This window comes from Bacillus sp. CH_70, assembly GCF_038007045.1.
GTDB lineage: Bacteria > Bacillota > Bacilli > Bacillales > Bacillaceae_G > Bacillus_A > Bacillus_A cereus.
Genome location: NZ_JBBOWL010000001.1, coordinates 2,485,955 through 2,500,006, shown reverse-complemented (window position 1 = coordinate 2,500,006; position 14,052 = coordinate 2,485,955). Strand labels below are relative to the sequence as shown.

The following is a 14,052-nucleotide window of genomic DNA, read 5'->3' as shown; positions in this document are numbered from 1 at the left end:
ATTAAATAGCAACGTCTTTCCCACTTCCCTACGCTGGCATTAACCAGATCAGGTACTAAGAGTCTCAAAATCACATTTGATCTCAGCCTATAAAAAGCTCCCCTAGTGGATAAATATTTTGTTTTTATAATGTATTCATCATAGCATACTTCGTGAAACTGTCAAAAGAATTAGTTATATAATCTCCTTAAAACCCTTCTTCATTTCTAACTTTTAATGATGTTTCAATAATCATATCTAATAGTTTGCTATAACTAATTCCCGCTGCTTCTGCACTTTTGGGCAATAGGCTTGATTGTGTCATCCCTGGTAATGTATTAATTTCCATTACATATGGAATTCCGTCCTTCACCATCATATCAACTCTTGCATAAACACTACATTTTAATGCTTTATAACAAGCCAGTGAAGCTTTGTTTACACGTTCATTAATTTCTGCTGGAAGTTCGATAACTTCCTCAACTGTACTAGTATCATCATATTTTGCATTGTAATCAAAAAACTCGGCTGCATGTCGAATTGAAACTATAGGTAACTGTTTTCCATCCAGAATAGAACATGTAATTTCATCACCTTTTATATACTTCTCAATTACTACTTCAGAATCCCATTCGAATACAGTTTCTAGCATTGAGATCAATTCATTTTTATTGTAAACGATTTTCACCCCGACACTCGATCCGCCGGAGTTTGGTTTTACCACTAATGGAAATCCTAACTTATCTAACTCATCAAGATTTAGATCCTCCATTTTTGTAAGTTCAATCCAATCTGGTGTTTCTACACCTTCATAACGTAAAATCTTTTTCGAAATATTTTTATCCATACATATACTACTAGATAACATATTACTTCCGCTATAAGGAATCCCTAAACTCTCCAGTGTTCCTTGAACTGTCCCATCTTCTCCGTATTTTCCGTGTAATGCGAGCAATGCAAAGTCAATGTCTTTCGCTTTTTCAATTAAATCCATTTTTTCATTTAATGTAATTGGGACTATTTCATACTTATTTTTATCTAAATGAGCAATCATTTCATTCCCGGTCATAATTGAAACTTGTTTTTCAGACGATACCCCGCCCATAATAACACCGATTTTCATTTTCTCAACTCCAATTTTCATTTTTTAATGTATCACCAATTATTTTAATTCCCCGAACTATTTCTTCTTCTTTCAAGCGCGAAAACCCTAATCGGAAAGTGTTCGCTCCTTCTCCATCAGAGTAAAAAACATCTCCAGGTGAAAACGTAACGCCTTTCTCATAACACTTTTGTAAAAGTGTGCGGGCGTTCATATGCTCTTCTAGCTCTATAAATAAATGCAGTCCACCATCTCCAGTCATTCTTTTGAAAGGAATGTACTGGTTACATGCCCCGACAGCTAACTCATATTTTTTCTTATAAACAGATCTTGCCTTTTTTAAATATTTTTCAAAATATCCCTCATGTAAATATTGAAACAGAACAGCTTGATCTAGCGTAGATGTGTGAATCGTTCTTGCTCTTTTTACGCTTTCTAAATAATGAATCAGCTCTTTATCTGCAATAATCCAGCCTACACGTAAACCAGGGAAAAGTACCTTTGAAAAGCTACTAATATAAATCACATTATTGCCAGCTCCCGCAAAAGTTAATAATGGAGCTAAATGTGAACCTGAATAACGTAATTCTTCATTAAATCCGTCCTCTATAATAGGAACGTTGTATTTTGAGAATAACCTCATCAATTCCGTTCTTTTCTCTGAACTCGTAACAATACCGGTTGGATTATGATAAGAAGGAATTAAATAAGCAAAATCAAAATCTTTTTCACGCAAACTTTTTTCAACTTCATTCGTATCAATACCATCCTCATGCATATCAATCCCATGAACTTCAAGTCCATGTAAACGGAAAAGCTTACGTGCAGCGTGGTGAGTTGGATTCTCACAAATGACACGCCCGGATTTTTTTGATAAAGAAGAGAGTACAATATCCAACCCTTCTGTAAATCCATTTGTAATTAGAATATCTTTATTCGAAATGTCTACACCTTTCATTTCCATGTAATGAAGTAAATAATTCATTAACGGTCTATATCCCTTTGCATATCCGTAGTTCAATACGATGTCCCCTTCAATGGACATACGAGTAAGAAAAGCTCTTTTGAAATTTTCAACATCAAATAGCTTCTCATCCGGGGCTATACTATTAAAAACAATCATTCCCTTTTCCCAACGAACACCATGTTTCATTAAATCTAATTCATCCGCTAATGCGGTCACTGTATTAAGTTTATTTTTCCAATCTATTTCAACAGACGAAGTGTTAGATATATCCACCTTCGCAACAAAGTTCCCTTTTCCTTTAACTGCATAAATGAGTCCTTCTTGCTCTAAATCTGCATAAGCAGCGAGTACAGTGTTTCTACTCACACTTAGTAATTCACTTAGTTCCCTTGTTGATGGGATTTTTTGATCCCCGAGCAAATGCCCTTTCATAATCATCTTTTTCAAATAGTCTTTTAATTGAATATAAACGGGACGATCTTTAACAACTTTAAAATCCTTAAACAATTCCTTACCCCCTGCAATCATTTTTGCATATTTATTTTATTCTCAAAAGGTCCACGACATATGTATTTTTTATAAAGGGCGGTACGGTCTTACAAATCTTTTCGATATAAGTTAATTACATCTTTTAAAGCTGCAGCTGCAGCGCCTCGTGGATTAGAAGCCCCACCAATTGTAGTAACTTGTCCCATCGTATCTGTAAAGAATGTAATTCCTTTTTCGGTCCCATTTACATTTGCTAACGGATGATCTTTTTCTATTTCGCACGGTTCAACATTTAAATTCACATTGCCACCCTCATCCTTATATATTGATGCTATTAATTTAATAATTTTATGTTGTTTCTTAGCATTTTGTATTTGCTGTTTTGTAACGTGCTCGATTCCTTTTATATGTATATCAGTAAGTGTTTTCTCTGTTTCCATTAAGCTGTTAGTCAAAAGTAACAATTTACACGCACTATCTGAACCACTTATATCTAATATAGGGTTTGTCTCAGCAATCCCTTTATTTTGTGCTTCTTTCAGCGCTTCTTCAAATGTCATATCTTCCTCATACATTTTCGTAAGAATATAATTAGTTGTTCCATTTAATATTCCTTCTATTTTATCAATACTGCAACCGGCTAAACTAAATTGTCCAATATCTAGTGTCGGTAGTGCAGCGGCTGTTGCACCGCTATATCGAATTCGTACATTTGCGCCTCTTGCTGCTTCATTTATTTCTCTCCAGTTTGTAACGAGCGCACCTTTAGAAATTGCTACTATATCCATCTGTTTCTCAATCGCTTGTTTCATATATTGTTTCCCTGGATTTCCATCTTTAAGATTTGTAACTGTTGATTCTACCAATACAGTACCACTTATGCTAGTTGTTGCACGTTCCTTCGGATGATACTCTAAATATTTTTCAATTGCAGCGGTACCGCCACCATACATCAATAAATGATGAAGAGATAAGCCTTCTTCATTATGTATTGCAATATTTCTCCCTAATACGCCACTTACAACTAATTGAATCCCATATGTTTCATATATATATGAATATTTTTCATTTAATAATTTTATAAACTCTCTGCCTACTGTTCCGTATCCTGATAATACAACTTGAATTTTCATAATATCCCCCCATATTTTTCTACCAAATCCCTCTTTCAATATAATATAAAGCGCTCTCGAATTCCATCGAGAGCGCTTTATTATTACCTATTTCGGTAAACGTGATAGCTTTTCAGCAATTGTTCTATAAAACTCTTGAATGCTAGAAAAACCTAACGAGTCTGAAACACTTAACCCTACCATGTCGAGATGGTCCCAATTCGCTTTCGTTTCGATATGATTCCATTTTCCAACCTGTAATGACTCATTATTATTTACAGCAACATTAGAAGATGGTGCAATCATGGAATTTGTATTTACTACACCATCATTTTGCCACCAAGAAGTATCAACTAACGGACGGTTTTCTTCATATCTCGCATAAGAACCTAAGAAAAACGCATTCCCCATCAACACTTTATTCATCGTTATATGAGGTAAATGTAAACCTGTTATAGGTGCTGCTTGTGATGCATGTCCACTATAGGATAAGTAATACACATCCGGTTGTGTCTTTACCCAATTATTTAACTCCTTTGCACCATCTGTACTTAAATCCCATTGACTTATATCTTTTGTATTTTTCCAAAGTGAACTATTTAGAATACGATTACTATATTGGAAAAAGGACTCTCCAGCATTCTTCTTTATACCCCATTGATCCAATTTGAAATCATATAACGATAAATTATTGTTTCCTCCGAAGCTTGCAGTTGTAATGAGTAAATCTTTAACGAACGGTAGCAGAAGACTCCCATCCGCAAGTGTTGTACCGTTGTGAGGGGTTGCTAATGTTGTAACACTATGAACATATGATTTTCCGCCTTCAAATAGTGGTGATATTTTGGTGTTTGGGTGATTTTTCACATAATTCTTTTCTTCAAAACTACCTTCTTTTAATAGCTGTACTAATGTTCTAATCGTTTGTCCACCCATGCTATGTCCAACTAAATGAACTTTATTTGTTTCAGTCCAATTCGGTGCAAAACCACTATAAGTTCTGCCAAAACGATTATGTCCATGTTTCTCAGCATGTACGGCACCATAGTCTACTGTCCCACCGTTAATTTGTGCATACAATTCACATGCACGATCCCAGTTACTAGAAACAGGTCCAACAGCAGCGGTATGTACCGTATAACCATTTCGTTTCAAATCTTCCTGTATATCATGAACACCACCCCAATATTTTACGCCCAGCATTTCTTCCCTACCCCATCCAGCAAATCCATTCACCAATATGATAGGATAATTATTTTGTTGCCTTTCTTCAGCGTATGATATTTTCGCTGCGAATGAACATACGGTCACTAATGCGAAAAAACATATTTTTAAAAATAACTTCCCCATACTTTCTCCCCCTAATAAAACGTTTACATTTTTCTTTTTGAAAAATTAACAGAATAATTTAACAACTTAAACATAATGTAAAGTATTTTATATACGTTGTATATATAGAAAACACATACAAATGTTGATAAATATTAATTCAAGTGAACATTTACTTTTTACAATATAACTTGTAAATCTGTTTATTTGAATTTATAATTAGATATAGTTTCCTCATGTTAAAAAAATTTAAAAACCATAAGAAAACTAATCTCATTGCTTCAAAAAGGAGGAAAAAGCATGCAAATCGGATCAAATATTCATACATTATCTCAACCTACTAAAATAACTCCATCTACTCTTGAGCATAATACTATCTCTTCTACTAAACTTGAAAGTACGAAAGTAAATGATCCTATCAAGTTTGATATTCGTTCATCTGAAAAAGAAATGAAACAGCCTGAGCATAAATTTAATGAATTAGATTTATGGAAGATGTTAAAGGATAAAGGCGTTCCTTTATGGATCATCCTTGAAATGCTACAAAAGGCTCGTAAAGAAAAAGAAGCCCAAAATAATTCAGTTCAAAATTCAAATGGGATTGAGGAAACGAGTGATACTCGATTAAATGAAGTAATGTAATCTTGTTATATGAATGTTTTATAAGACAAGCACCACTCCTCACAAATAGTGGGATAAACTAAAAAGAGTTCAAAGTTGATAGAACCATTATCAACTTTGAACTCTTTTTTAAGATTTGCCTCCAATCGTTACAAACTGAACTGATCCTTCCCCTTTAAAACCTTCAATTAACTTTCTTACTTTTACTTTTTCATTAATCAACGTATTATCTGTCGATATTTTAGGGTTTTCATCACCTAATGACTTTTTCAAGTGTAGAAGTTGCATATTCGTTTCAGTTGCCCTTATTTCTTTATACACACTATTTCTCGCCACAATAATATACCATAGTGCTCCATAGTCACGTTTATTGCCAAGCCAAGCATCATTACCATATGTAACAGGTATCTTGCTTCCTTCTATATCAATACTTTTTATATTCTTTTCTTCTTCATTTATAAATAATAGGGAACTTTCTTTTGGAAAATCCGGCAACGTATCTAACGTTTTAGAAAGGGATGATTGATCACGTTTACGAAAAATCTTTGCATTCATCATCTCTTGTGCAGTAGATTCATTTATTATCAGAACCCTTTTTTGGTCGAATCTACCTGTTTTCACTGCAAAAGCTTCCTGTTCTTTCGTGTTTTCCTTATAACGATTCATAATTGCTCCAGTATGATTCTCATCTCCAATGATTAATACACCGTTAGCTGGAAATCTGTTTTCATTTTTAGAGCATGCACCTACACTTAATAACACTAATATACTTAATATGAAAATAGATAATTGTTTTTTCATCACAGTTCCTTTCATAACTCAAATTGGTTTATACATGCTTTTCTGCAAGCATACTTGCTCATATTCTCTACTGTTCCATCGTTTTATAAAGCTTTTGTAAATAACGCCAACGAGTTATAAAGAAATATAAAACTTGTATACACATAAATGAAATTAAAATGACGATAGAGCTATTTAGAATAGAAAAATCGACTAATTGTTGTAATGCCATATAAGCGACTACAGTATGTATTACTGCAACGACAATCGGTAAGAAAAACATTAATAATAACTGTCTCGTTACGACTTTCTTTAACTCCCGTTTACTTAACCCCATTTTCGAAATCATTTTATACTGCTGTTGATCGCGGTCCAAATCAGTATATAATCGAAAATAAATAAAACTAGCAGCAAATGTGAAGAAAACAATTCCGACTAAAACACTAGCCATAAGTAATAATCCATTCGTTTGTTTTGCACTTAACAACTCTATAGTTAGAGCTCTAAATTCAAAATGTATATCTCTAGGATCTTGATTAAATATATTATTTAATTGGTTTGAAACCTCTTTCGTTTTTATCCAATCATCTACAACAAATCCGTAAGTACGATATTGAATAATATCTTCATTATCTGGACCACTATTCAGTGGAATTCCATCATATACATGATCTTGAATAGCAATATATATTCCTTCCGTATCATGAGGTAAAACTAAATTATCGACAGTTTTTTTTACATGAAATGTCTTTGTCCAATCGCCTTGAATGACTTCAATATTCTTCTTATAATCACCATTTTTAAATTCTTGTTTTTGTGATACCATTCCAGGAATTAATAACATTTCATCTTCTTTTTCAATCGTTTCTTGTTGATACCCTAGCGCTCTCGCAAGTTCGTTATATTCACTTAATTTCATTACATATACATTACTTTCTGTATATATATATGAAGATGAAGCCATTCGATACGGAATATTAGCATCAGCCAGATGGTTTTTTATAATAGAGAGATGTTTATCCGCTATTTTGTTGTTTTCAGGAGCCATGTATAGTAATGTATACGGATTCGTCATCCTTACTAAATCTTTATTTCCAAGAGCAGCTGTCGTGCCAATTGCTGTAAAAGCAACTGCTGAAATAATAGATACTATAAAAAACATCGTTGCATTATCTTTCATACGATAAATTAATTCTGAAAATGTTAGTATATTTGTTCTCTTTAAAAAGAAAGTTTCTCTCCTTTTAGCAAGATGCAATATATAAACGCTACACTGTGTATATAAAAAGTACGTTCCAATAATCACCAGGAATACTCCTATTCCTAGCACAATAAAACTATGATTTGGGATAAAGCGAAATACTAAAATATAGCCATACCCTATACTAAATAAAGAAAAAATTGATAATAAAATTGACGATTTTGGTTCAGGTTTTGGCTTTTCTCCTGCTTGAATCAGTTCCACAAGCTCTGTAACTTTTATCATTTTAAATGTTACTAGCGAAACAATTAAAAATAAGAACAGAAATGTAATGATTGTTAATAATACAGCCTGTACTGGTATATAAAAAGGCAAGCCGTTACTAATCATTAATACACTTGCGCTTATTAATAAAACTAGTTTAGAAAATATGAGTCCAATAAGAATACCTATACATATTGAACCAAAACCAATTAACATATTTTCAATTAACAATAACTTTTTAAGCTGTCTCATTGACATACCTTGCATCATTAAAATGCCAAATTCTTTCTTACGCATTTTTAAAAATGAACTAACTGAATATAAAATGAAGAAAAATGAAAATACAAATATCAACCCTTGTGAAACTTTAAATCCTAATGTACCAAATGCACTGATTGTTGTACTTGTCGATTTCAACTCCCCTTGTAGATCAGGATGAAATAATAAAAGTGCATACGTAAAGAAAATCATAATTGAAAATGCACTACTTAAAAAATGACCTGCATATGTACGCTTATTACGAAAAATATTATTAAATGCGAACTGACGAAAAGTCATGCCTTTTCCCTCCTAACAAAGAAAGAACATCCATAATCTTTTGATAAAAGGCTTGTCTGCTTTCACCACAATAAATTTCGTTATATAGTTGACCATCTTTAATAAAGATTACTCGGCTGCAAAAACTCGCTGCATACGGATCATGAGTAACTAACATCATCGTAGCTTTTTCTTCTTTATTTAGAGTATCAAGCATCTCCATTACATCATTTGAAGATTTAGAATCTAAATTCCCTGTAGGTTCATCTGCAAGTAATAATTGCGGCTTATGAACGATTGCGCGAGCGATTGCTGTTCTTTGAGCTTGTCCCCCTGATATTTCAAACGTTCTTTTACTCAATATATCAGTAATGTTTAACTTCTCTGCAATCTCTTCCACTCGTTTATTCATTTCTCGGACGGAAACACCATCTAAAGTCATCGGCAATACGATGTTTTCTTTTACAGTAAGTGTGCTAAGAAGATTAAATGATTGAAATACAAATCCTAATTGTTTTCTGCGGAATAACGCTAATTCTTCTGATGATAATTGAAAAGGATTTGTGCCATTAATAAATATTTCTCCCGATGATGGAGAATCAATAGTAGATACCATATTTAATAACGTTGTTTTCCCACTACCTGACGGGCCCATAATTCCTACAAATTCACCTTCTTGAATTGATAAATCAATATCTACTAATGCTTTATAAGGTACTTTCCCTTTATATACTTTACTAATACTATTTGCCTGCAAAATTTCCATTTATATTCTCCCTTCATTTCCACTGCTCACTATAGAGTGTAAATGAATTGTCTTACAGCTCATATTGATTCATCTTTCATTTATCTTACACGCTTGTAAGATTTCTAAAAAAACTGATAACAAACCTATTTTCAATCTATAAACAAAGTATATCTATCTTATAATATTTGCATATTGGTTTGAATTACAATGCTATTTTCTAATCTTTATTTTATTAATATGAAAAGACCGATTTTTTTATCGGTCTTTTTACTTTCAAATATTATATTTTAACTGTTGTATGTAGTTGAAGCATATTTGAGTCACCTATTAAATACTATTTCACTTTATAATAACCTCTGCAAAAAAATGAGCGCTTCGGTTTCATTGCAATCAAAAACGAATTGTAAATATCTGAGGCGGAAATGAATGTGTTTATCCAACATATATATAATAAAATAGATTTAATATTTCCTGATACAAAGAATGAGATCATGGCAGGAACTACTGATAATACAATAATAGGCAAGCTCATAAAGATCCAAAATCTTGTTTTAGATAAGACTGCATTTGTATTTAACCAAAAAAATCTTTTACTAAATGTTAAGCTAATATCCCCTTTTTTACTTATTACTAAAATGTGTAGACATTCGTGAATGATGAAGACTAAGATACCTATTATGATAAGATAAAATATATTAATATGAGTGAAACCTGTTTCAAAAAAATAAGGTATTATAAAAATGATTATCTGAAGTAAATATACAAACTTCATATAATGTTTTCGGTACCAATTATTCTGTATAAAAGGAGTCCATTCTGAAAAATCCATACTTATTTGTGGCAAGTGACGAAACCGAATTATAATATGTGTTCCCCTCCCTCATTTAAACTAATTCCTGGCTTAAAGATTTAATCTACTAGCACTCAACCGTAAGTTTTATATGTAGCTCTTTAATAGACTTACCAGCAATTTTTGTTGACTAAGACTAAATGCTTCTTTATACCGCCCACTTTTCTTTTCCCTTCCATTTTTTAAGTAATTGATTTGTAGAATGATTTGAGTAAGAAATTTGTATTATCATTGATACATAAATTCGACAAAATATTCCAATCACCTTTTCATAAATGATTTTCAACTGGATATCCCATGTACAGCTTGATTTCCCTATTTTGTTGAAAAGCAATTCCTTCAAGAAGTCATTACAATTGTACCTTTCTTATGTCAGCAGGTATAAAGTGAAACTTTAATCAGTGGGGGTTTTACTGCCCGTTAATGCGGGATAAAATGAATATAAAAAAGCTTAGAGTTTTAGCTCTAAGCTTTTTTATGATTTCGTTTTAATTCCTTTTACAGAGAAATATTTTTTATCCATTCAGATTTACTCAATACATAATGATTATATATTTGATCTTCTATCTTCTGTTCACTCAAATAAGTAAACCTGCAATTTTTAATAACTTTATTTGATGGTACATTGTTAATTAAAGCAATTGCGTTGAGGACATTTAAATTTGTTTCTTTAAACAAATAGTCAATTAAACCTTTAGTCGCTTTTGTAGCATAGCCATGATTTTGATGTTCATTTGAGATAGCATACATTATCTCTCTGTTTGGTGAAGGAAGTTCTTCTTTCATGCCTGTGCAGCACCATCCAATGCATTCATTTGTAGCTTTCTTAAATATTCCTAGCTTTAACATACGATTATCTATGTTATTCGTAGTTTTCACTGCCTCAAGAAATGCTTGGTTTGCTGGTATTTCGTAATTTGCAATCCAATCCATCCTTTGTTCTTTTGTTGATTTCCAGTCTGGTAAAAACTTTTCTATTTCCGGTTGATTTGCTATTTTATAAATACTCTCTGCATCTTTGACCATAAACTCTTGCAAGTATATATCTCCACAATCTATTCTAAATAACTTAGTCAAACTCTCTTCTCCCATATTAATCCCCCTTACTTACGTTATAGCGTCTTAATCTGCTTCGTAAGTTCTATAAATCGTTCATCAAGTTCTTTATATTCTTTGTCGTTAGAAGTTAAAAAGCTTAATTTTCCTAATACTTCTTGTCTCTCTGTTTCTAACGTTAAACGTAGCTCTTCAATATCATCTCTTGTTTTCGTAGGTTCTTCTAGCTGCTTTTGTATCGTATTGTTTGAAAACACGAGTTTTGTGTTAGTTGTTTTCTCCAGAAAATATCGATCGTGAGATACAATTACTAATGTTCCGTTATACTCAGCTAATGTATTTTCAAGTTGTTCACGTGAAGGTAGATCCAAGTGATTCGTCGGTTCGTCTAAAATGAGTACATCTTTTTCATCTAAAATATAAGCCATTAGCTTACATTTTACTCTTTCTCCCATACTCATATGCTCAATCGGCTCTTTCCATTGAGAAGCTTGGAACCCTAAATGTTTCATTAAATTTTGGACTTTTCCTCTTTCTTCAAACGTCTCTTTAAAAAATAAATTTTCTGGTGTTTTATCAAGCGGTAAATCAAAAACTTCTTGTGTTAAATAGCCGATGTTCGCAGATGGTGAAATCCATATTTCTCCTTCAGCAGTTTCCGTTCCCATAATCATCTTCAGTAATGTTGTTTTCCCACTACCGTTTGGTCCAACAATCGCAACTTTCTCACCGTGCTGAATTGTAAAATTAACGTTTTCAAATAATACTTTCCCATGAAAGTCTTTTTTTAATTGCTTCACTTCTAAAAAACGTTTTCCTACTTTTTTGTTCGCTTGAATAGAAAACTCAACTGAATACTCTTCTTTCACACGTTCTACTTTCGCTTTCTCCAGCTCTTTTTCAAGTCGTTTTCGTTTTGACTTCACTTGTGCATCCATTCGCTTCGCTTTTACACGATAGAATTCTTTCACACCTTCTTGTTTTGTAGACTGCGCGTGTGCCTTTTGTGACCATGAACTCAATTCTTTTATATGTGTTTCTACTTGTTCTATCTTTTTTTGCTGCTTTTCATATTCACGTTGCTGCGACTTCCTTCTTTGCTCACGTACTTTCATGTAGCTCGTATAATTACCACTATGCTCAATTAATTTTTTGTCCTCAATTGACCATATTTTTGTTGCGACAACATCTAAAAAATATCGGTCATGCGATACAACAATAACAGTACCTTTCATCTTTTTTATTTGTTTAATGAGAAATCCCGTACTGATCTCATCTAAATGATTTGTCGGTTCGTCTAATATTAAGACATTAGGATTTTCAGCAAATCCTTTTGCTAATCGAATTTTCAGCTTTTCACCACCACTTAAAGTATGAAAATCGTTCGTTGGCACGCCCCATTTCGCAAGAAGTTCTGCTTCTTGCGAAATCACATCATTACTAATAAAAGATTCTATTTCTTGCTCAACATATGCGGTTGTCATATTCATTTGCTGCCATTCAACAATCCCTTTTGAAGGCTCAATCTTTCCATTTATTAATTGAAGTAACGTTGATTTACCAGCACCATTTTTACCAATTAATCCGATAACATCCCCTTGTTTCACTGCTACATTCATTTTTTCTAACAAAGTATTTTCCATTATTTCAACGTAAACATCATTTAATTTTAAAATTTCTTTCATATTACCGATCCCTTTCATTAAGGGAGAACAAAAAAATCCTCCCAAAGTAATTTTGGCAGGATTAGTCGTTACATTATTTATACCCAAATAAGCTATTACGCAAATCAAATAGCAATACCGTTGTTTGGAATTGGGCAGACTAATCCTAATTTTTATAAATTGAAATTTATTTCATTTCAACATTTAAAAATAAGATTAGTTAATCATCGTCCACCCATCATTCCTTTCCGTCATTAATAACCATATTGTACCATACTAGTACTGTATGAGTAAATGCAATTATTTGTGCTGTTAAAAAGATCGCTTTCTTTTAGGCTTATTTATCATTTCTTAGCTTCATATTGAACAAGCACAAATTACATTGATTGTAATACGTCCTTTAGATTTCCCCAGTAGTAAACTTCTAAGCACTCTCTCTTATATAAATTTTATATAAAAACAAAATGTTATTCGTTACCCAATAACAACTTATTGTTTTTCGATAAATTTTTATTGATTATTCCCTTGTGATAAGCTATTATATCTTTACAGAAAATAATAATGTAAGGATTGAATTTATGGACAGGACATTAAAAATCACAAAGTTAAATATGTTTTTAAGGATTTTTCTCATCCCGATTATAGTAGGGATTATTGTTGGTATACTAACTAAATTGGGGCAAAGTATACTTCCTGGACACTGGAATTCATTAGCTAATCTAGGAAGCGTTTGGTTAGTTCCATCCTTTTTTGTGGCTAGCTTTAGTTATTCTAAGCGTTCAGCTATACTTTCTGGTATCCTTGCACTACTCGGTATGGTATTAGGCTACTATGGTTATGCAATAGTTATTAAAAATGTAGCTCACTCTATTTATTTTATATCTGTATGGATTGTATGTGCATGTATAGGAGGAACTATCTTTGGAATTGCAGGTTTTCTATGGAAAGATACTACAAATCCACTTCATAAATTCGGAAGCGCACTTTTAAGTGGCGTTTTTGTAACGGATGGACTTCACATTCTTTTAAATTTTGAACACTATAGTCACATGTTACCTGTTGGATATACCGAAGTCATAGTCGGGATTATCTTGATTCTTGTATTAGAACGCTCTAATGCTAATCGAATTTCTTCTTTCTTAATGATGGTTCCTATCACTATTTTAGGATTAATTGGATATAAATTATTAAGTTTGTTTGTTTAATTACAATACTGTATCATGAAAAAATAAAAGACTAATTCTATTATAATCCACAAAAAATATCACGAATTTGAACATTATACTTATTCATGTTAATACACTCATTCATAGGATGGATACATACAGCTACCTCTTTCAAAGGGGTAGCTTT

At 32.4% G+C, this 14,052-nt stretch carries 12 protein-coding genes and 1 riboswitch; of the genes, 2 read left to right on the top strand and 10 right to left on the bottom strand.

Going from position 1 to position 14,052, the window contains the following annotated elements; translation table 11 throughout:
* Positions 1-8: 8 nt before the first annotated feature.
* Positions 9-114, bottom strand: a riboswitch (TPP riboswitch).
* Between the two features lie 73 nt (positions 115-187).
* The 4 genes from N2V79_RS12655 to N2V79_RS12640 all read right to left on the bottom strand — a co-directional run bounded on the left by N2V79_RS12655 (position 188) and on the right by N2V79_RS12640 (position 4,999).
* Positions 188-1,102, bottom strand: coding sequence for a D-alanine--D-alanine ligase (locus N2V79_RS12655; RefSeq protein ID WP_003270605.1), 915 nt, complete (start codon positions 1,100-1,102; stop codon positions 188-190).
* A 4-nt stretch (positions 1,103-1,106) separates the two neighbouring features.
* Positions 1,107-2,555, bottom strand: a complete 1,449-nt coding sequence (gene pdxR / locus N2V79_RS12650) for a MocR-like pyridoxine biosynthesis transcription factor PdxR (protein ID WP_053564404.1) — start codon at positions 2,553-2,555, stop codon at positions 1,107-1,109.
* Positions 2,556-2,644: 89 nt separating this feature from the next.
* Complete coding sequence (locus tag N2V79_RS12645) at positions 2,645-3,670, bottom strand: homoserine dehydrogenase (RefSeq protein WP_075719336.1); 1,026 nt, start codon at positions 3,668-3,670, stop codon at positions 2,645-2,647.
* An 87-nt stretch (positions 3,671-3,757) separates the two neighbouring features.
* Positions 3,758-4,999 (bottom strand): esterase/lipase family protein, encoded by a 1,242-nt coding sequence (locus tag N2V79_RS12640; RefSeq protein ID WP_000517062.1) that lies wholly within the window; start codon positions 4,997-4,999, stop codon positions 3,758-3,760.
* 279 nt (positions 5,000-5,278) lie between these two features.
* Here N2V79_RS12640 and N2V79_RS12635 point away from each other — a divergent pair, with 279 nt between their 5' ends.
* Positions 5,279-5,620 (top strand): DUF3914 domain-containing protein, encoded by a 342-nt coding sequence (locus N2V79_RS12635; protein ID WP_053564407.1) that lies wholly within the window; start codon positions 5,279-5,281, stop codon positions 5,618-5,620.
* 108 nt (positions 5,621-5,728) lie between these two features.
* On the opposite strand, the gene N2V79_RS12630 is transcribed toward N2V79_RS12635, so the two are convergent.
* The 6 genes from N2V79_RS12630 to abc-f form a co-directional block, all read right to left on the bottom strand.
* Positions 5,729-6,400 (bottom strand): lipoprotein BA_5634 family protein, encoded by a 672-nt coding sequence (locus tag N2V79_RS12630; protein WP_053564408.1) that lies wholly within the window; start codon positions 6,398-6,400, stop codon positions 5,729-5,731.
* Positions 6,401-6,467: 67 nt separating this feature from the next.
* Positions 6,468-8,402, bottom strand: a complete 1,935-nt coding sequence (locus N2V79_RS12625; protein WP_069355630.1) for an ABC transporter permease — start codon at positions 8,400-8,402, stop codon at positions 6,468-6,470.
* On the bottom strand, positions 8,377-9,147 hold the full coding sequence (locus N2V79_RS12620; protein WP_053564410.1) for an ABC transporter ATP-binding protein: 771 nt from the start codon (positions 9,145-9,147) through the stop codon (positions 8,377-8,379). Before N2V79_RS12620 ends, N2V79_RS12625 begins: the two co-directional genes overlap by 26 nt.
* A 316-nt stretch (positions 9,148-9,463) precedes the next feature.
* The gene (locus N2V79_RS12615) at positions 9,464-9,958 is read right to left on the bottom strand and encodes a DUF3267 domain-containing protein (protein WP_256424546.1); all 495 of its coding nucleotides are present in this window, start codon (positions 9,956-9,958) and stop codon (positions 9,464-9,466) included.
* 519 nt (positions 9,959-10,477) lie between these two features.
* Positions 10,478-11,071: a GNAT family N-acetyltransferase gene (locus N2V79_RS12610; RefSeq protein WP_053564411.1), complete on the bottom strand. Its 594-nt coding sequence runs from the start codon at positions 11,069-11,071 to the stop codon at positions 10,478-10,480.
* Positions 11,072-11,091: 20 nt separating this feature from the next.
* Positions 11,092-12,720: a ribosomal protection-like ABC-F family protein gene (gene abc-f, locus N2V79_RS12605; protein WP_340719924.1), complete on the bottom strand. Its 1,629-nt coding sequence runs from the start codon at positions 12,718-12,720 to the stop codon at positions 11,092-11,094.
* Between the two features lie 557 nt (positions 12,721-13,277).
* Here abc-f and N2V79_RS12600 point away from each other — a divergent pair.
* Positions 13,278-13,904, top strand: coding sequence for a DUF6518 family protein (locus N2V79_RS12600; RefSeq protein WP_000376270.1), 627 nt, complete (start codon positions 13,278-13,280; stop codon positions 13,902-13,904).
* The last annotated feature ends 148 nt before the right edge of the window (positions 13,905-14,052 follow it).